Genomic DNA, 21,191 nt, shown 5'->3' with positions numbered 1-21,191 from the left:
GGAACCGTAATGGATAGAAAAGTTAATATAAGGCCGGATGTTGTTTTTGCATCAGGGCTTTTAAGCATGGCATTTATCATGCTTTTATGTGTTGTTTTTTATAAAATTACAGGAGAAGAAGGGGCAGGTTTTTTATCGGCTCCTGTTTCGCTTTTTGTGATCGCTATAAGTGTTTTTATATTTGCATTTGAGTCAGTCACAAGGGATATGGTAAGGGCCAGGCTCCACAGAGAGCAGATGCTTCATGCAAAGAAAAACGTAAGGCAGCTCATGCTTGCAAGCTTTATTACAGGCTGCGGATTTGCGCTTGTTTTTGCACTTTTGTCCAAGGTTATATCTGTATATGTGTTCCATTCACCCAGGAATTTCATGGTCATCCTTATGATGTCACCCGTGTTTATCTTCCTCAGTATACAGGGAGTTTGCAGAGGATATTTAAGCGGAGCGGGATATTCCTTTGTTTCTGTTATATCTAATTGCATAATGGTTGTCGTTACATATATTTGTTCACTGATACTCTCAAACATCGGCTACAGATACGGACTTAAGGTAAATGCTCTTATGCATGTGGATGATATTGCTTCTGCTTACGGCGCTGTGGGTGCAGCTATAGGTATTTCTGCAGGCGGTTTCCTCAGCTTTCTTTTTATTTTGATCGTTATGTTTATAAAAAGGCATGAACTGCGCGCTCTTGAAGATGGCAGTGCAAAGGTAAAGAATGACTACAAGAATGAGTCCGTTAAGGAGCTTGTCATAGCGGTTGTTCTTTTTGGCACTTTCGGACTTCTTCTTTTTATCGATGAGTGCGTGTACATGAACGTGGCATGGAGGATTCATCCGACTGAGAACAATATTTCCAGTTGGGGAATATATATGGCTGAATGTATTGCGGTTGTATCAGCTCTTGTTTTCCTCACAGCGATACCATTTGTGAAGTCATGGTTTGGAGTACATGTTGCCATAGTAAAAAAGGATTACAAGGCAGCAAGGGCCAGACTATCTAAGCTTGTTCATTTTGAAGCAATGCTTATTATGCCTGTAACAGTCATTATTATGATACTTGCCAAAACTCTTACTACAGTTCTGTTTGGAAAGAGCAATGATGCTGCGGTCAACATGATAGTTCTTGCGATCACAGCAATCTTGCCGGGATCGGCATTTTTGTTCCAGACATTTTTACTTAGAAAACTCAAGAACTATTTTGTTCTTCTTCTAAATACTTGCATAGGAATTGTTGTGCATTTGGTTACCCTGCTTGTTATGTCATTTGGATTTAATATGGGTATCCATGCTTCGATTGCCGCATTTATCGCGATGCTTCTTATTTTGTCTGTCGTTGGATGGCTAGAGCTTTCTCTTATGCTTGATTATAAGCAGGAGTTTAAGAGAAGCCTTATCCTTCCGCTTTTATCAAGCGGTATAGCAGGACTTCTTGCTCTTTTGATCGACAGGATATTTGTGAATATGATTGGCGAAATACTTACCGCATTAATAGCCATTTTGCTTTCTTATGTCAGCTATATGGTGCTTCTTATTATATTTAAGAGTGTTGATAAATATGAGGTTGAGAAAATGCCTTTCGGGTATAATTTTGCGGTTCTGTGCGATAAGTTAGGGGACAGATAATGGCTAAAAATATCATCATTGCAGGCGCCGGTCCTTCCGGTATGTGCGCCGCAATTGCTGCTGCAAGAGATGGCGCAAGCGTAACTGTGATCGAAAAAAATGATACAGTAGGAAAGAAGCTATCTATGACAGGGAACGGAAGATGTAACCTGTCTAATTTAAGAATGTCCGCAGATGAATTCAACGAGAATTCAAGAGACAGGATGAAAAAATGGCTATCTCTTTTTGGAGTAAAGGACACGCTTAATTTCTTTAAGTCACTCGGCGTTGTGGTCATGAGCGAAGATGGATATCTTTATCCTATATCGGGACAGGCAAAAACAGTAACACAGGCTTTATACAATGAGTGTTTAAGGCTTGGAGTCAGCTTTATCTTTTCTGAGCAGCTTAAGAGTATAGCTAAAAATAGTGAAGTGTTTAATGTAAAAACGTCCAAAAATGAATATGAGGCAGATGCAGTTATTGTTGCTGTTGGCGGACTTGCAGGACCCGGTACTACTATGTCCACAGGGGATGGATACTATATCTGCGAAAAGCTTGGAATGACTAAAAAAGATACGTATCCTGCACTGTGCTCTCTTGTTACGGATGATGATTCTATAAGCGGAGATTTCGGTATCAGAATGAACGCCAGAGCATCATTTCTTATAGGAGACGGTGTATTTGCTACAGAAGAAGGAGAGGTTCAGATCACCAAAAACTCTCTCTCCGGAATTCCGATCATGCAATCTTCAGGGCTTGTATGTTATCATCTGTCTAAAAACAGACCGGTTACCGTATCCATTGATTTTTTCCCTGAATATACTGATGAAGAATTTGAAGCACTTGTAGATGATATGCTTAGCCTTGCTCATGACAGAAGGTTAAAAGATCTTCTTCTTGGATTTTGCAATCAGGGAATAACAGATCTTATTCTCGGCAGGATGAAGCTTAGCCCTGATATGAAGGTTAAAAATGTAGGTGAATCTATGCTTAGATGCGTCCTGCAAAAATATCGTGATGTAAGATTTAATATTGTTAAAACTGCAGATTACAAGAAGGCTCAGGTTACGCGAGGCGGAATAAGCTTAGGAGATCTTGATGATAATCTCATGTGCGTAAAGAGCCCTGGTGTTTTTGTAATTGGCGAGCTGTGCGATGTTGATGGAAGATGCGGCGGTTATAATCTTCAGTGGGCATGGTGCAGCGGTTATATTGCCGGAGGAGCGGCAAGCTGTTTATGATAAGAATTAATTCCATCAAATTTCAAAATAGCGGAAATGACAAACATTTTGACAGCTTCGAGGATAAGAAACTTTTTCTTATAAACAATCTAAAGAATAAGTCTGCGAAGCTTTTAAAAATATCAGCAGAGGACATAGAAGAATTAACGATAAAAAAGCACTCTGTTGATGCGAGAAAAAAGCCGGACATATTTGATGTTTACGTAGTAGATATCTCTCTTAAAAGCGCAGCGTCACAGGAGAAGATATTAAAAAGATCAAAGTGTAAAAATGCTCAGATAGTTTCTGAAAAGAAATATGTATTTCCATATAAGCGAAAAGAAGATGCCAAAATAAAGAAAGATACAAAAGGTGGGGTTCGTCCGATTATTGTAGGGGCAGGTCCTGCCGGCCTTTTTTGTGCTTATGAGCTTGCAATGCACGGATATAAGCCAATTGTCCTTGAAAGAGGCATGGACGTAGATAAAAGGCAGGAAGCTGTTGAAAAGTTCTGGAATGGCGGGGAACTTAATCCCAAGGGGAATGTTCAGTTCGGTGAAGGCGGTGCAGGCACTTTTTCAGACGGCAAGCTTAATACCATGGTAAAAGACAAGATGGGAAGAGCTGATGAGTGCCTTGGTATTTTTGTCCAAAACGGTGCCTGTGAAGATATCATGTATGAGGGAAAACCTCATATAGGCACAGATGTCCTTAGAGATGTTGTAAAAAACATGCGTAAGGAAATAATAAAAAGAGGTGGAGAGTTTTTCTTTGAGACTAAGGTTACAGGCCTTATTACTGATGGCGACAGGATCGCAGGTGTTAAGTGCGACAATGGTAAGGAATTTTATTCGGATGCTGTAGTTCTTGCAATTGGACACAGCGCGAGAGACACTTTTGAGATGCTAAAGTCTATGGAAATTGAGATGATTCCCAAGGCTTTTGCTGTCGGACTAAGAGTCGAACATCCGCAGACTATAATAAATAAATCTCAATACGGAATAGAGGAGCCGTCATCACTTCCTGTTTCACCCTACAAGGTTACGGCAACTGCTTCTTCGGGCAGAGGCGTGTACTCATTTTGTATGTGCCCCGGAGGATATGTCGTTAATGCTTCTTCCGAAGAGGGAAGACTTGCGGTTAACGGAATGAGCTACTCAGACAGAGCCGGTAAAAATGCAAACAGTGCGATAATAGTTACGATCACACCTGATGATTTTGGAGGCGATGATGTCTTATCCGGAATGTATTTTCAGAGAAAGCTGGAAGAAAAGGCATTTGAAATTGGAAAAGGAAAAGTCCCCTGCGAATATTTTGATGATTTCAGAGAAGGAACAAGACAAATTAAAAACAACGAGGATGACAGCGTTGTTTTAAAGAGCATAGACGAACATTTATCTGAAGGCAGAAACATGCCACAGATCAAAGGAGCATATGCTTTTTCACCTGTTCACAGAATACTTCCTGCATATTTATCAGAGGATATCTGTGAGTGTATGACTAAGTTTGGAAAAATGATAAATGGCTTTGACCGGGATGATGCCATTTTTTCCGGAGTTGAATCAAGAACGTCATCACCTGTAAGAATTACGAGAGATGAAAATCTTGAGAGTATATCCCTTAAGGGTCTGTACCCTTGCGGAGAAGGCGCGGGATACGCAGGCGGAATAACATCCGCGGCAATGGATGGAATAAAGGTTGCAGAAGAGATTGCAATACATTTTTATAATGAGAAGGATTATTGCAGAAATAAGGTAGCAGCTAAGAGAAAGGCGTTATCACAAGAAGAAAAAGCCAGGCTTGATCAAATGCTGACTGATAATGTTTGCGGCACAGGCTTATATAAATGCGCAGAAAATATACTTATTTTTGCAAGTACTTCTGAAGAAGCCGGCACAGATGAAATAATAAATAAAGCTTTAAATGACGGCAAGAATGTATTTTGCCCAAAGATAACAGATACCCAAAACAAGGGCATGGACTTTTGGCAAATTAAGAGCTTGTCTGATCTAAAAGAAGGATATAGAGGAATACGAGAGCCTGCTGGCACGAATGTATTTTCACGTGAAGCAGAGGGAAACATTCTGGTTATTCTCCCCGGACTTGTTTTTGATACCGAGGGTAACAGGCTTGGATACGGAGCAGGCTTCTATGACAGATACATTGAAAGATTGTGTGCAATGTATGAAGATGATAGAATAACACTTGCGGGAATCGGCTATAGCTTTCAGGTAAGTCAAAACCCGATTTCCGCTATTATGGACACTACGGATAAGAAGGTTGGCTATGTCGTAACTGATAAGGAGTGTATAAGCTGTGGGAAATGATTCATTAAACATAAAAAGTGAAATCCTAAGTATTGGCAAAAGAGCTTTTGAAGCAAAGTATGAACTGCAAAAGCTTGGAAAAGAGAAAAACGATATTCTGCTTAAGGTTGCAGATGCGCTTGTAGAAAACTCAGATCGCATCTTAAAAGCAAACGAAAAGGATATTGATAACGGCGTTAAAGGCGGAATGCATGAGGGCCTTCTTGATAGGCTTAGACTATCGGAAGATAGAATTAAGGGCATGGCTGATGGAATAAGACAGGTTGCGCTTCTTGATGATCCGATAGATAAAACAATCGCAGAGTGGGAGCTTGAAAACGGACTTCAGATAAAAAAAGTCACTGTGCCTCTTGGCGTTATCGGTATCATCTACGAATCAAGACCAAATGTTACAGCAGATGCTTTTTCTCTTACATTTAAATCAGGTAATGTCGTTATATTAAAAGGCGGCTCGGATGCTATTTCCTCAAATATGGCTATCACCGATGTTATAAGAGAAACTCTTGTAAGTGCAGGATCAAATCCTGACTTTATACAGCTTATTCCTTTTACAGACAGAAGTGCTGTTGCTGAACTGTTATCCTTAAGGGAATATGTCGATGTTATCATTCCGAGAGGAAGTGCCGGACTTATAAGGATGGTCTGCGATAACAGCAAGATTCCTGTAATAGAGACAGGAAGCGGAAATTGCCATATCTATATCGATGAATATGCTGACATTGAGAAGGCAATTCCGATAATAATAAATGCCAAAACTCAGAGGATCGGCGTATGCAATGCAGCAGAATCGCTTGTTGTACATGAAAAGATAAAGGATAAGTTTTTGCCTGTATTATCCGATGCGATGAAAGAGAACAAGGTTGAACTTAGAGCTGATGCGAATTCCATTAGCCTTCTTCCCTCTGCAGTTCCAGCTACTACGGATGATTTTGGTAAGGAGTATCTTGATTACATCCTCTCTGTAAAAACAGTTGGAAGTGTTGAGGAAGCGATCGAACATATAAATAAATACAACACGGGACATTCTGAGAGCATCATAACCGAAAATAAGGAAAATGCTGATAAATTCCTTAAGGGCGTAGACGCAGCCTGCGTTTATGTCAATGCTTCAACAAGATTTACTGATGGCTTTCAGTTTGGATTTGGTGCGGAGATCGGAATAAGCACCCAGAAGCTTCATGCAAGAGGTCCTATGGGACTTAGCGAACTTACATCATACAAGTATGAAATAACAGGAAACGGGCAGGTCAGAGACTGATTTTATGAAGACAAAAGAAGAGATACAAAAGCTTAGACAGGATATCATTGATGTGTGTTTATCTTTACTTGATAACGGCCTTATAGTAAGAACATGGGGAAATGTTAGTGCAAAACTTGACGATGAACATTTTTTGATCACACCAAGCGGAATAAAATACGAGGACTTAGAGCCTTTAATGCTTCCTGTTGTTGATATGAATGACTTGTCTTATGAGGGCGAATTTAAGCCATCCAGTGAGATGCTGGTCCATAAGGCAATCTACTCATCAAGAAGAGATGCAGAGTTTATAGTGCACACGCATCAGACCTATGCAAGCCTTGTTGGAACTCTTGGAAAAACCAAGCTTAAAGTAGAAAAAAATAATGTACGTATAGCATTTCCTATTGCGGATTATGCACTACCCGGAACTACAAAGCTTGCAGAGAATGTAAAAAAATCTGCAAACCTTTTTCCTGAGACGAAGAGCATAATAATGTCCAATCACGGCTCCGTGTCATTTGGAAGAAGTGCGCAGGAAGCTGTTAATGAGGCCTACAGACTTGAAAAGGCGTCTAAGGCTTATATAAATACAATCTGCAGAACGCAGATAAAACCTGCAACAGACGAAGGCTACAGCAGCTATCTTGAAAACGGAAAGATAGTATATGAAAAGGCTGACACTCCAAACAGAGTAAAACAGATACATGAGCTTATTTATGCAAAAAGAAGTGATGTAAAATATATTTATCACATCAGATCTGAGGCGGTACTTCTTATATCAAGAAGAGCCAATCACATGAAGCCTTTACTTGATGACTTTGCTCAGATAGTTGGAACAGGTATAAGAATTCCGACATCAGAAGGTCAGAGGAAATCCGTAAAGAAAACGGTAAATGCTGTTTTTTCTTATAATGACGGAGCATATTGCCTTGGAGAATCCAGGGATGAAGCGATGGCATGTGCCATAGTTCTTGATAAAGGCTGCCTTGCGCATATCGCTGCAACCAGATTTGGTAAAGGGAATTTCCTGTCATATTTTGACTGCTATAAAATGAATAGTAACTACAGGAAGAATTATAGTAATTTATCTCATTTAGTAAAATGACAAACCCTTGTAGTTTGTGCTAAACTTATAAAAAGAAAACTTACATTGCGAGGTGTAATTTTATGGCTAAAGCATCTAAAAATGATAAATATGTGGCATATGTTGCCAGCTACACATCAGGCTCCCAGGATAGCCACGGAATTCGTATCTACGACGTTGATGTAGAAAACGGAAGAATGACTGAGAAGGAGAAGGTTCAGATCACCAACTCTTCATACATCAGTCTGTCGCACAATAAGAAATACCTCTATTCAATAACCGACTCTGGTGTTGAGGCTTATTTCATAGAGCCCGACGGAGGACTTAAGTTTCTCAATAAAGCATCCATTAACGGAATGAGAGGATGCTATATCAACACAGACCAGAATGATAATTTCCTTGTTTGCGCAGGATACCATGACGGCAAGATCACCATCCTTGAACTCAACAAGGACGGTAGTATCGGTAAGATAACCGATGAGAAGTTCCACAAGGGTCTTGGTACCATTGCAGGACGTAATCATGTTCCGCATGTTCAGTGCATCAAGATAACAAAGGATAATAAATACCTTTGCGCAGCTGATCTTGGAATGGACAGAGTTAATGTTTACAAATTCGATACTGTAAACGGTAAGATCCATGATGCAGGTGTTATCCATTGCGATCAGGAATCTTCTCCCAGACATATGAGATTTTCAAAAGACGGAAGATTCTTATACGTAGTATTTGAGCAGCAGTGCAGCATAAGCGTATATGCTTATACAGATAACGACGGGGACCCGGAATTTGAAGAGGTTCAGTCAGTTCAGAATTCTGATGAAAACGATACGATCGGTGTTGCTTCTAGTGCACTTAAGTTCTCAGATGATTACAGATATCTTGTCAGCTCAGTTGCCGGTGAGAACAACGTTATTATTTACAGTGCAGATCAGGAAACAGGACTTCTTACCAAGAAGATCGAGCTTCCTGTATCAGGCGAGTATCCTAAGGATGCTATGCTTTTTCCTGATAACAAGCACATTGTCTCACTTAACCATGAGTCAAATACAATGACATTCTTCACGGTTGACTTTGATAAGGGTACACTTGTAATGAACGGTCCTGAGCTGTCAGTAGACAGACCTAACTGCATTATCTTCCATAAGCTTGGCTGATGATCAGATATTAAGACAAAATAAAGACCCGAAGATTTTTTCAAAATCTTCGGGTCTTTTTACGCTCATATTTTATTTATAGAAATCTTTTAAATATGCTGCCTGTGAGTGCATGTTGCTCATCATCAGGTCAAGAAGAGTAAAGGCACACATTGATTCAACGACAACGACAGCTCTTGGAACAATTACGGGGTCGTGCCTTCCTCCTATGGATATATCTATTTCTTCGCCATTTTTATTAACTGTTGACTGCGAAGAAGAAATGCTGGGAGTAGGCTTTATATGAGCGCGCAAAATAATATCAGTGCCATCGCTCATTCCTCCAAGGATTCCTCCTGAATGATTTGTCTTTTTGGAAACTTTGCCATTATCTATGCAAAACTGATCGTTGTTTTCGCTTCCTCTAACCCTTGATGCAATCACGCCATCGCCTATTTCCACTGCTTTAACTGCGCCGATACTCATAACTGCATGAGAGAGCATCGCATCTAGCTTATCAAATACGGGTTCGCCTATTCCGGCAGGTGCATTTTTGATGACACACTCAATAACTCCGCCAACTGAATCCTGCTCCTTTTTGTATCTTTCAATTAATATAGTGGCCCTTTTATCGGCATCCTCATCAGGCATACATGTAATGGTTTTGGCGATACTGTCTCTATTAAAGTTGTTGTAATCTATTTCTACATCGCCAATTGATCTGGTATAAGCATATACACTAATTCCCATCTCGCTAAGGAGCTTTGAACAGATAGAACCTGCGCAAACGCGTCCTATCGTTTCCCTGCCCGAAGACCTTCCGCCGCCTCTGTAGTCTCTAAATCCGTATTTTGTATCAAAACCAAAATCAGCGTGACCGGGGCGATAATAGGATGCTATTTCGCTGTAATCTGCAGATCTCTGGGAAGTGTTTCTTATCAGCATAGCTATAGGAGTACCGGTGGTTTTACCTTCAAATACTCCGGATAATATTTCTACTTCATCATTTTCTTTTCTTGGGGTAGTGATACTGGATGTTCCGGGTTTTCTTCTGTTTAAGAACTTCTGAATGTCACTTTCCGATAACTGCATACCCGCTGGGAATCCGTCAAGAACTGCTCCGAGCCCTGCGCCATGCGATTCACCGAAGGTTGTTAACATTAGATTTTTTCCAAAGCTTGAACCACTCATATTAGAAATCTCCTCTATCAAAGAAAGCCAAATTATATTGAATGTCAAAAAGATGATAAAACAGACAGTATTAACATACAAACAACTTGATTTTAGCAGATAACGATAAATTATGCATCTAGATGAATATAATTTTGCAAAAGAAGAATATGTGCGGATATTTGGCTTCTTGGAATGTTAACAATAATAGTTTTGATCAACTAAATAATAAAAACTAAATAAAATTTTAAAATAAATGGTTTTTGGTAAAAAAATATATAATATAATATAAAAGATAATTAATGTAATTATACTTTTTGTTTTGATATATATTATTGATTTTTTATACAAAAGGAAATAATGGCAAATGAAAAAGTATTGTTATCCTGAAGAAGAATTAAAGATGATAGAAAACAATGTTATACCCATGGCGGTGTATCAGTTTATCAACAAGAGAGTTGTAACTATTGCTTTGTCACAAGGCTTTCTTGATATATTTGATTTTGATGACAGAAAGGAAGCTTATTTTCTCATGGATAACGATATGTATCGCGATACATATCCCGATGATGCTGCCAGAATAGCGGATGCTGCCTATCGTTTTGCAACAGAAGGCGGCGAGTATAATGTTTTTTACAGATCAAAGATTAAGGACAAATATATAATTATTAATGCTCATGGCAAACATGTATACAAAGAAGAGGGAGTTCGCCTGGCTATAATATGGTATACATATGAAGGCGATTACGTTGAAAATGGGGACAAGAATCTGTTTGATTTCGATGGCTCCATCAATAAGGTTATACATGAAAGCAGATTATACAACAAGGTCAATTATGATTATCTGACAGGCCTTCCAAGTATGTCATATTTCTTTGAACTTGCAGAAGCCGGCAGAAGAGAATTCTTACGAAATGGCGAAAACGGCGCTCTTTTATTTATTGATCTGTCCGGAATGAAAAATTTTAATCAAAAATACGGATTTGCAGAGGGAAATAAACTTATAAGGGCAGTTGCAAGGAACCTGGTAGGTTATTTTGGAAATGAATCCTGCTCCAGATTTGGTGGCGATCATTTTGTTGTCTATACAAGGGCTATGGACGTAGAAAAAACGACAAGGCTCTTTCTGGATTCATGTCAGGATGTAAATGACGGAAAAATTTTACCTATAAGAGTAGGTGTATATAAAGACAGAGGCGACGATGTAGATATCAGTACAGCCTGTGACAGAGCAAGAATAGCCTGCAATAAGAACAGGCAGACTTATATCAATCAAATAAACTTCTTTGATGACGATATGTTTGTCAAAGAGGAAAATAGAAGATATTTTATTGAGAACCTTGATAAGGCTATAGAAAACAATTGGATAAATATTTATTATCAGCCTATTGTCAGATCTGCAAATGGCAGAGTAAGTGATGAAGAGGCTCTTGCAAGGTGGGTTGATAAAGAAAAGGGTACATTTGAGCCATCTGATTTTATCCCGGTTCTTGAGGACTGCAGACTGGTTTATAAACTTGATCTGTACATGACTGAAATGATAATAGAAAAGATGAAAAAACAGAAGGAGGCAGGACTCTATGTTGTACCTCAGTCTGTTAATCTGTCACGTTCGGATTTTGAATCCTGCGATATTGTCTTGGAAGTAAAGAAACTTATAGATAAAGCGAACCTTGATCCGAGTAAGCTTACAATTGAAATTACCGAAAGTACTATAGGCAATAATGTTGATTATATGAAACTACAGATTGACCGCTTCAGAGAACTTGGATTCAAGGTCTGGATGGACGATTATGGTAGCGGTTATTCATCTCCTGAAATTCTTCAGAAGATTTCTTTTGATACCATTAAACTTGATATGCAGTTTATGCGCAATTTCTATGAGAATGATAAGAGCAAGATCATCATTACCGAAATAGTCAGAATGGCACTTGGCCTTGGAATAGAAACAGTTGCAGAAGGCGTTGAAACAAGGGAACAGGCAGAGTTTTTGATGGAAGTTGGATGTACCAAGCTTCAGGGATATTATTACTGCCAGCCGGTTCCGCTCGAAACAATATTAAACAGATACAGGCTCGGAATACAGATAGGGTTTGAAAATCCGGATGAGTCAGAATACTATGAGGCATTGGGCAAGATCAATCTTTATGACCTGTCATTTTCAGGTGATAAGAGCGATACACTGAACAATTATTTTGATACATTTCCAATGACTATCGTAGAAATAAGTGATGAAAAAATGTCACTTCTTAGATGTAACAGATCATATAGGGAATATGCACAAAGAAATTATTTTAATATTTCAAATCAGAAGGAAATATTTTTTGATAAAGTAGGCAATAAACCCGGAAGTACTTTTATTAATGCTGCGCGCCAATGTGCTCAGGATGGCAGAAACATAATTATGGATGAGCTTACGGATGATGGAACTCTGATAAATGTTTTTGCAAAAAGGATAGCCATAAATCCTATAACAAAAGTAGCTGCGCTTGTATGTGTAATTCTGGGTGTTACTGAAGATGCAGGATCCAAAAGCAGCCTTACTTACGCATATATCGCTGAAGCTCTTTCTACAGATTATATCTATCTGTATTATGTAGATCTTGATTCCGGAAAATATACTGAGTATTCTTCAAGCGAAAGCTTTGGTAATTTTGGGATTGAAAGACACGGGGATGATTTTTTTGGTGATACAAAAAATCATTTAACAGAACAAATATATGAAGATGATATCGAATATGTCAGAGAGTCTTTCAACAAAGAAAGGATCATAAAGGGGCTTAATGAGAGGGGACATTTTACCCTTACATACAGGCTTATTAAGGATGGTAAGCCTATCTATGTTCATATGAAGATCGTGCGCATCAGAAGCAAGGGAAATAATATCATCATAGGTGTAAATAATATTGACGCACAGATAAAGCATCAGGAAGCTGCTGAAAGAGTCAAGGAAGAGAGAATAACTTACGGAAGGATCAATGCTCTATCAGGTGATTTCATAAATATTTATGCTGTCAATCCTGAAACAGATTCTTTTGTTCAATACAGCAAAGAAAATGATATCCAGGATTTTGGACTGGCAAAAACCGGCGATTATTTCTTTGACCAAATGATAAGAAGAAGTAAGAAGGTTGTATCTGTTGATGACATAGACCTGTTCCTTGATTCTTTTTCCAAAGAGCAGGTACTTGCAAAAATTGAAGAGAGCGGCATGTATATTCTCAATTTCAGGATGATACATAAAGATGACCTTATTTATGTATCTTTAAAAGCTGTGCGCAGTAGTGAAAATGATCAGGATTATCTTCTTTTTGGTCTTGTCAATATTGATGATCAGGTTAAGCGGGAGCAGGAGTATGCCCATATGCTTTCCGTTGCCAGAACAGAAGCAAATACGGATGCCCTTACAGGTGTTAAGAATAAGCATGCGTATGTAGATATTGAGGCACGTATGGACCTTATGATAGAAGATGGAGAAGTGCCTGAATTTGCAGTTGTTGTGCTTGACCTTAATGGCCTTAAAGAAATAAATGATACATTAGGTCATACAGAAGGCGACAATTACTTAAAGCGAGGCTGCGAACTTATCTGTAAAGTATTTAAGCATAGCCCTGTATACAGGATAGGCGGAGACGAATTTTCTGTAATTGCTCAGGGAGTAGATTATGAGAATATAGACAAACTGATGAAAAAGCTTGAAAAAAAGAATATTGAAAATAAAAAGAAGAATGATGTTGTGGTAGCGGGAGGAATGTCGCGCTTTAATCAGAATGATTCATTTTCTGATGTCTTCGAGCGAGCTGACAATAATATGTATGAAAATAAGAGAAAGCTCAAATCGCTGACATTTGTGTAAAATCAACCTGTTTCTGCGCAGATTCTTAAAAAAATATTAATTTTTATTGTATATTTCTTTAATTTTAGTATATAATATCATAGTATAATTATATTTTTTTATGGGGATAAATAAGCCATGCACGCTAACAGGCTTCAAATGGGACCTACCTTTCGTGATAAAGTAACAGATAGTGTCCGCAAATTTAACATTAAACACAAGAGATTAAGGTTTTTGGGTTTTATCTATGCAATGATAGTTCTTACGATTTACGAGCTGGGAGTTCATTTTGCCCGTAATCTGAAGAGATATACTTGTCTTGCAAGTATGCTGTTCTTTTTTATTTCAAGCAGCAGTTTCACATATCCTGAAGCTTTGTCTCTTAACGTGAGCTTTGTCTCAGACTTTGACAGGACTGAGGATCTGGGCGATTATTATACCGCAGATTCTCTTGAAGCAACTACGTCCGAGTCTGATGCTGTTCTTGCAGATAAGGCTGATGTTGATATGTCAGCGGTTGTGACAGATAAGGTTCAGGAAGGTACAGAAGAAGTCATATCTGATGAATTTTATTCAATAGATGACTTCGAAGAGTCAGATACTGAAGAAGCCGACGGCGCTTTAGTAAAGGAAGATGGCGCAGGAGATGAATTCAGTGCTTCTGACTGGAAGATAATTCTTGTAAATAAACAACATCCAATCCCGGATGATTATGAGTTTCCTCTTGGCAACATAAATGCCACAATGAACTGCGATCAGAGAGTAATAGCACCATTAAAAGAGATGCTTAAGGCAGCTTCAAAGGATGGAGTCGGACTTGTTATCTGTTCTCCCTACAGAGATTTACAGAGACAGGAAGGTCTGTTTGCAAAGAAAATAGCATATTATATGGATGCCGGTTTTTCCTACATGGATGCTTATAATCTGTCTTCACAGGCAGTTACGGTTCCAGGTTCTTCAGAACATCAGATAGGTCTTGCTTTTGATATTGTCTGCGGAGATTATTATCAGCTGGATGAGGGATTTGGTGAAACACCTGCTGGAAAATGGCTTGCCGAAAACAGTTATAAATACGGTTTCTGTTTGAGATATCTTAAGGGAAAAGAAAATATTACAGGCATTGAATATGAACCGTGGCATTTTAGATACGTAGGTGTTGACGCGGCGACGGTTATGCATGATAATGATTTATGCTTGGAAGAGTTTTGGGATTTATATTTATATGAATGATTATGGGGCTGCCTTTCGGCAGCCTTTTAATTTCCGGGCTGCATGATATATTTGTGCTTACAATTATTATTTGAAAGAGGTTTTTATGTATAAGTTATTAAAACAGGAAGGCATGGCAAAAAGAGGTGAGTTTCATACTGTTCACGGTGTGATCCAGACCCCTGTTTTTATGAATGTCGCAACAGTTGCTGCCATAAAGGGCGGCGTATCAACTGAGGATCTTGAGCAGATCGGAACTCAGGTTGTTTTGTCCAATACCTATCATCTGCACCTAAGACCGGGTGATGATGTCATATATAAAATGGGCGGTCTCCATAAATTTATGGACTGTAAGGTTCCGATCCTTACTGATTCAGGCGGATTCCAGGTCTTTTCATTATCTGAGAACAGAAGGATAAAAGAGGAAGGTGTGTACTTCAGATCTCATATTGACGGTCACAAGCTTTTCATGGGACCTGAGGAAAGCATGAGGATCCAGTCTCATATCGGTTCGACGATCGCCATGGCTTTTGATGAGTGCCCATCTGCAAGAGCAGATCATGACTACGTTAAAATGTCTGTTGACAGAACTACAAGATGGCTGAGAAGATGCAAAAAAGAGATGGACAGACTAAATTCTTTGCCTGATACGATAAATAAAGATCAGATGCTCTTTGGTATAAATCAGGGTGCTATTTTTGATGATATAAGAATAGAACATGCAAAGATAATATCCGAGATGGATCTTGATGGCTATGCAGTGGGAGGCCTTGCTGTTGGAGAGTCACATGAGGAAATGTATCACGTTCTTGATATAGTGACAGATCATCTTCCCAAGGCTAAACCTACTTATCTTATGGGTGTCGGAACTCCTGCAAATATACTTGAAGCAGTAGACAGAGGAATTGATTTCTTTGACTGCGTATATCCAAGCAGAAACGGAAGACACGGACATCTCTACACCAAGAAGGGACACCTTAATCTTCTTAATGCTAAATACGAACTTGACAGCAGACCGATAGAAGAAGGCTGTAAATGTCCTGCCTGCAGGAGATATTCAAGGGCTTATATAAGACATCTTCTTAAGTCCGGAGAAATGCTTGGAATGAGACTTTGCGTGCTTCATAATCTGTATTTTTACAACCATCTTATGGAGGATATAAGGGGTGCTCTTGATGAGGGCAGATACAAGGAGTTTAAGAAAAATACTCTTGATGGCTTTAAGGAATATGATACTGAGGACAGCCAGTTTAAATATGATATTGCAAAGGGCTGGAAAAAGGGTTAAAAACATTACTTGTTTTAATGGCTTTTTCATTGTAAGATACTAGATATGTGCGATTTATTATTAAATTGCTATCGAGAATTTTAAATGATATTTGGAGGAATTGGAAATGAGTTTTGCTAATAAGATGTTTTTGGAGAGCACCGCAGCTGCAGGTGGAATGAGCAGTATCTTCATCATTGTTATTTATGTAGCTATCTTTGGTGTTCTTTATATGCTTATGATTCGCCCTCAGAGAAAAGAGCAGAAGCAGAAGGCTCAGCTTTTATCTCAGCTTGCTGTTGGCGATAGCGTAAGAACAACCGGTGGCTTCATCGGAACAATTATCGATATCGATGATGAGTCTTCAACTGTTATCGTTGAATTCGGTAACAACAAGAACTGCCGTATTCCTATGGTTAAAGAAGCTATCGTTGAAGTTGAGAAGCCTGAGGATGCTGTATCTTCTGATAAGGATTCAGCTAAGAAATAATATACAAGAGAATCTTTTCGATTCGTATTAAAATGGACAAGTCGGCAAATTTTTAAGTAAGTCTGCCGACTTTTTTCATATCTGAGGTAGTGTAAAGCAAGTTATGAAAACATTAGACCGTCCTAAGGAATCCACCGCAAGCGGTACCCCCTTAGGACCATAGATAAGGAGGGTCAAGTATGAAGCTTAACATTGCATGCATTAGTGGGGATGGAATAGGACCTGAGATAGTCGCAGAAGCGAAGAAGGTTCTTAACAAGGTGTGTGAAAAATACGGTCATGAGATAACATACAATGACGTACTTATGGGAGGATGCTCTATCGATGCTTACGGAGTGCCTCTTACTGATGAAACAATAGATGTCTGTAAAAAATCCGACGCTGTTCTTATGGGCTCGATCGGCGGAAATACCAGTACTTCGCCCTGGTATAAACTAGAGCCGTCACTTCGCCCGGAAGCCGGTCTTTTGAAAATAAGAAAATCCCTTAATTTATTTGCTAATTTAAGACCTGCATTTTTGTATCCGGAGCTTAAGGATGCATGTCCGTTAAAAGAAGAAACTGCTAATAAGGGCTTTGATCTTCTCATCATGAGAGAATTAACCGGTGGTCTGTACTTTGGCGAGAGAGAAACCAAAGAGGTTGATGGTGAGATGGTGGCAACAGATACTCTTGTCTACAGAGAGAGTGAGATTAGACGAATCGCTATTAAAGCATTCGAGGTTGCACGTCAGAGAAGGAAGAAAGTCATTAGCGTTGATAAGGCCAATGTACTTGACTCATCACGCCTTTGGAGAAAGGTCGTAGAAGAGGTCGCAAAAGATTATCCTGATGTTGAACTTGAACATATGCTTGTAGATAACTGTGCAATGCAGATCGTAAAGGATCCTTCACAGTTTGACACAGTTCTTACTGAGAATATGTTTGGAGATATCTTATCAGATGAAGCAAGTATGGTAACAGGCTCTATCGGTATGCTTCCGAGCGCTTCTCTTAATGAAACAAGCTTTGGTTTATATGAGCCAAGCCACGGCAGTGCTCCTGATATTGCACGAAAAGATATTGCTAATCCTATTGCTACAATTTTGTCTGCTTCAATGATGCTCAGATATACTTTTAAACTCGATAAGGAAGCTGATGCAATTGAGAATGCAGTGAAGAAAGTCCTTTCCGAGGGATTTAGAACAACCGATCTTTTAGGCGCATCTGTAAATACTCCTGAAGATAAAAAATGTGGATGCCACAGAATGGGTGATTTGATTGCAGAGAGAATCTAATAAAAGAAAAGTAAATATAGAGGTTTCCGGGTACCTTCCAAAGAAGCCTGTAGATATGGCTGTGGTTCTGTCTCTGATCCTTTTTACGTTTTATTATATTTGGAGAGTTGCCTATATCACACCATGGTATGACGAACTGTATACATATTACTATTTTATAAGCAGAGGTCCCTTGTATGCTGCCATTCACTGGCCTCTTCCGAATAATCATGTTGGATATTCTGTTCTTTCCGCCATACTGGATATGTTTTCAAATCCGTATATAGGACTTAGAGGGGTATCGTTTATATGTGCTATCGTAAATAACTTCCTTATATTCAGGATCGGAAGAAGATTTATGAATGAGTGGATGGCATATATTGCGATGTTATTATATTTTTGTTGCTGGCAGGTCAATGAACTTGCGGTTCAGGGAAGGGGCTATACTCTTGCAACTACATGCTTTCTTGTTACCGTAAGACAGCTGGTAATTATCTGCAGAAATGAAAACAACAGGCCTGTAGATCATGGGCTTTTTGCAGGTGCAATGGTTCTTGGACTATATACTATTCCGAGCAGTATATACTGGGTTATACCTACATGTGTTTCTGCAGGGATATTTCTTCTTGTAAATGGCATGAGGTCATTTGATAGAAATGAACCTCTTTGGTATAACAGATACTTCAGGAAGCTGAGGAAGCTGGTTATTACAGGACTTATTGCTGCCGGGATAACATTTTTTCTCTATCTTATAATCTGGCTTGCGATAGGATCTAATCTCCTTGTAAAGGATACGAGTTCTACCCTGTACGGAATGTCTCATGTAAGCGTTATCTTAAGGCATCCGCTCAAAACTGTGGTGAGAGGTATTTCGTATATGCTCTCGCAGCCTTATATTCAAAGCGTATCTAGACATGGATTTGTACTTAATTACTTTGCGTGGTTAAAAGATCTGACTGACAGGATGTATCCTATAAGTCCTTTGGTTACTATAATTGTAGTATTGATGGGGCTTGTGATATTTATATGGGAGTTTGTGCTTGAATTTAAAAACAGCAGAACGATATTTGGACTGATACTTGTTGGAAATTCAATCGGATTTCAGATCATGCTGTTTTTGCAGGCAAAGCTTCCTTACTACAGAGTGTTTAGCTATATGGGAGTTATTACTGCAATGAGTATTGCGGTATTTTGCGAATATGCCATAATAAACATTAAAATGCTCGTTGATAAGAGAATAAAGAATGTCATTTTAAAAAATGTTATTCCGCTTTTTCCTATTGCGTTTGTTGTGGCTCTTGTTATATTCTCTATTACAAATCCATCCTACTATGCACAGTATGGTGACAGAGAAGCTGAATGCTATAATGCGCTCTATGTTGCAGATCCTTCGGAAGATAAGAAGCTGTGTGTACTTGACTGTGATCAGCAGTATCTTCTTAAATTTGGTTTTGGAATAGATTGTGACAATACGGATGTTTATGACTGCGATTATGTTCTTGTCGACAGGAACATGATGAAGGAAGGTTATAACGGCTATGATTTCTGGAAGTTTTATCAGACCTATGAAACGCTTCCGTGGGATTATATAAATACAGAAATGCATATTTTTTATGAAAATGAATATTTTGTATTATACAAAAATTAGATTGGAGGTTTTTTATGAACAGTGATCGCGTAATGGAAGGTTTACAGCAGGCTCCCCACAGAAGTCTGTTTAATGCACTTGGTTTTACAAAAGAGGAAAGAAAGAAACCTCTTATCGGAATTGTCAGCTCACAAAGTGAGATCGTTCCCGGACATATGGAACTGGACAGAATAGCACAGGCAGTAAAGCTTGGCGTGGCTGAAGCCGGCGGTATGCCTGTAATTGTTCCTGCAATTGCAGTCTGCGACGGTATTGCAATGGGACATGTCGGAATGAAATATTCACTTGTAACCCGTGATCTTGTTGCTGATTCAACAGAAGCGCTTGCGATGGCACATGCTTTTGACGGAATGGTAATGATACCCAACTGTGATAAGAATGTTCCCGGCCTTTTGATGGCTGCTGCAAGGGTGAATATTCCTACTATTTTCTGCTCAGGCGGACCAATGATGGCAGGAAGAGTAAACGGACAGAAGAGATCACTTAGTTCAATGTTTGAGGCTGTAGGTGCATTTTCTGCAGGCAAGATGACTGAGGATGAGCTTACTTTGTTTGAAGAAAAAGTATGTCCTACCTGCGGATCATGTTCAGGTATGTATACTGCCAACTCAATGAACTGTCTCACAGAGGCAATCGGTATGGGACTTAGAGGAAACGGAACAATCCCTGCCGTTTATTCTGCACGTATCAGACTTGCCAAGATGGCAGGATACCAGATAATGGAGCTTATTAAGAAGGATATTCGTCCCAGAGACATCATGACAAAGGAAGCATTTGAGAATGCTCTTGCAATGGATATGGCTCTTGGATGCTCTACAAATACAATGCTCCATATTCCCGCTATTGCACACGAAGCCGGAATTGAGATCAATATGGAAATGGCAAATGAGATATCAGATCGTACTCCGAATCTGTGTCATCTTGCTCCTGCAGGTCCTACATATATGGAGGATTTAAATGAAGCAGGCGGAATATATGCGGTTATGGCTGAACTTGCCAAGAAGAATCTGATAAGAACAGATCTTATTACATGCACCGGCAAAACTGTTGGCGAAAATATTGAGAATGCACATAATCTCAATCCTGAGGTAATAAGACCTATTGAGAATCCTTACATGCCAAATGGCGGTATCGCTGTCCTTAAGGGTAACCTTGCTCCCGATACAGGTATTGTAAAGAGATCTGCAGTAGTTCCCGAAATGATGGTACATGAAGGACCTGCAAGAGTATTTGACTGCGAAGAGGATGCGATCAGTGCGATCCTTGGAGGAAAGATTGTCGAAGGTGATGTAGTTGTTATCCGCTATGAAGGCCCTAAGGGCGGTCCCGGAATGAGAGAGATGCTCAATCCCACATCAGCTATTGCGGGTATGGGACTTGGTTCAACGGTCGCACTTATAACAGACGGCAGATTTTCCGGTGCGAGCAGAGGTGCTTCTATCGGTCATGTATCACCTGAAGCTGCTGTTGGCGGGCCTATCGCTCTTGTTGAAGAAGGCGATATCATAAGTATCGATATCAATAATAACAAGCTTGATATGAAGGTTTCCGACGAGGAACTTGAGAGAAGAAGAGCTAACTGGAAACCCAGAGAACCCAAGATTACAACAGGTTACCTTGCAAGATATCAGAAGATGGTAACAAGTGGTAACAGAGGAGCAGTATTGGAAATCTAAGTCTTTGATATAAGTTTGTATTCTAAGG

At 39.3% G+C, this 21,191-nt stretch carries 14 protein-coding genes; 13 read left to right on the top strand and 1 reads right to left on the bottom strand.

Annotated elements, in window-relative coordinates; genetic code table 11:
• The first annotated feature begins 9 nt into the window (after positions 1–9).
• From T543_RS04700 to T543_RS04675, 6 genes are all read left to right on the top strand, one after another.
• A complete protein-coding gene (locus T543_RS04700; protein WP_035766147.1) occupies positions 10–1,626 on the top strand; it encodes an MATE family efflux transporter in 1,617 nt (538 codons plus the stop codon).
• The gene (locus T543_RS04695; protein ID WP_035766145.1) at positions 1,626–2,849 is read left to right on the top strand and encodes an aminoacetone oxidase family FAD-binding enzyme; all 1,224 of its coding nucleotides are present in this window, start codon (positions 1,626–1,628) and stop codon (positions 2,847–2,849) included. The genes T543_RS04700 and T543_RS04695 overlap by 1 nt, the downstream gene beginning before the upstream one ends.
• Positions 2,846–5,155, top strand: coding sequence for a 5-formyltetrahydrofolate cyclo-ligase (locus tag T543_RS04690; protein WP_081829941.1), 2,310 nt, complete (start codon positions 2,846–2,848; stop codon positions 5,153–5,155). The genes T543_RS04695 and T543_RS04690 overlap by 4 nt, the downstream gene beginning before the upstream one ends.
• On the top strand, positions 5,145–6,413 hold the full coding sequence (locus T543_RS04685) for a glutamate-5-semialdehyde dehydrogenase (protein WP_242839468.1): 1,269 nt from the start codon (positions 5,145–5,147) through the stop codon (positions 6,411–6,413). Before T543_RS04690 ends, T543_RS04685 begins: the two co-directional genes overlap by 11 nt.
• 4 nt (positions 6,414–6,417) lie before the next feature.
• Positions 6,418–7,500, top strand: a complete 1,083-nt coding sequence (locus tag T543_RS15075; protein WP_051638540.1) for a class II aldolase/adducin family protein — start codon at positions 6,418–6,420, stop codon at positions 7,498–7,500.
• A 62-nt stretch (positions 7,501–7,562) separates the two neighbouring features.
• Complete coding sequence (locus tag T543_RS04675) at positions 7,563–8,633, top strand: lactonase family protein (protein ID WP_035766143.1); 1,071 nt, start codon at positions 7,563–7,565, stop codon at positions 8,631–8,633.
• A 72-nt stretch (positions 8,634–8,705) separates the two neighbouring features.
• On the opposite strand, the gene aroC is transcribed toward T543_RS04675, so the two are convergent.
• Positions 8,706–9,803, bottom strand: a complete 1,098-nt coding sequence (aroC, locus tag T543_RS04670; protein ID WP_035766142.1) for a chorismate synthase — start codon at positions 9,801–9,803, stop codon at positions 8,706–8,708.
• A gap of 346 nt (positions 9,804–10,149) precedes the next feature.
• Between aroC and T543_RS15070 the strand changes: the two genes are divergently transcribed.
• From T543_RS15070 to ilvD, 7 genes are all read left to right on the top strand, one after another.
• Positions 10,150–13,638, top strand: coding sequence for an EAL domain-containing protein (locus T543_RS15070; RefSeq protein WP_051638539.1), 3,489 nt, complete (start codon positions 10,150–10,152; stop codon positions 13,636–13,638).
• A 213-nt stretch (positions 13,639–13,851) separates the two neighbouring features.
• On the top strand, positions 13,852–14,847 hold the full coding sequence (locus T543_RS15065) for a M15 family metallopeptidase (RefSeq protein WP_051638538.1): 996 nt from the start codon (positions 13,852–13,854) through the stop codon (positions 14,845–14,847).
• Between the two features lie 85 nt (positions 14,848–14,932).
• Positions 14,933–16,114: a tRNA guanosine(34) transglycosylase Tgt gene (gene tgt / locus T543_RS04655; protein ID WP_035766141.1), complete on the top strand. Its 1,182-nt coding sequence runs from the start codon at positions 14,933–14,935 to the stop codon at positions 16,112–16,114.
• Positions 16,115–16,220: 106 nt separating this feature from the next.
• Positions 16,221–16,583: a preprotein translocase subunit YajC gene (yajC, locus tag T543_RS04650; protein ID WP_242839467.1), complete on the top strand. Its 363-nt coding sequence runs from the start codon at positions 16,221–16,223 to the stop codon at positions 16,581–16,583.
• A 179-nt stretch (positions 16,584–16,762) separates the two neighbouring features.
• Positions 16,763–17,860, top strand: a complete 1,098-nt coding sequence (gene leuB, locus T543_RS04645) for a 3-isopropylmalate dehydrogenase (RefSeq protein WP_035766140.1) — start codon at positions 16,763–16,765, stop codon at positions 17,858–17,860.
• Positions 17,844–19,487: a glycosyltransferase family 39 protein gene (locus tag T543_RS04640; RefSeq protein ID WP_035766139.1), complete on the top strand. Its 1,644-nt coding sequence runs from the start codon at positions 17,844–17,846 to the stop codon at positions 19,485–19,487. The genes leuB and T543_RS04640 overlap by 17 nt, the downstream gene beginning before the upstream one ends.
• Positions 19,488–19,501: 14 nt before the next feature.
• Entirely contained in the window at positions 19,502–21,163 is a 1,662-nt protein-coding gene (ilvD, locus tag T543_RS04635) for a dihydroxy-acid dehydratase (RefSeq protein WP_035766137.1), read from the top strand.
• Positions 21,164–21,191 lie beyond the last annotated feature (28 nt).

It is taken from the genome of Butyrivibrio sp. NC2002, from assembly GCF_000702265.1.
In the GTDB taxonomy this organism is placed as follows: Bacteria; Bacillota; Clostridia; order Lachnospirales; family Lachnospiraceae; genus Butyrivibrio.
The sequence above is the reverse complement of the archived record's forward strand: the minus strand, read 5'-3'. Positions and strand labels throughout refer to the sequence as shown.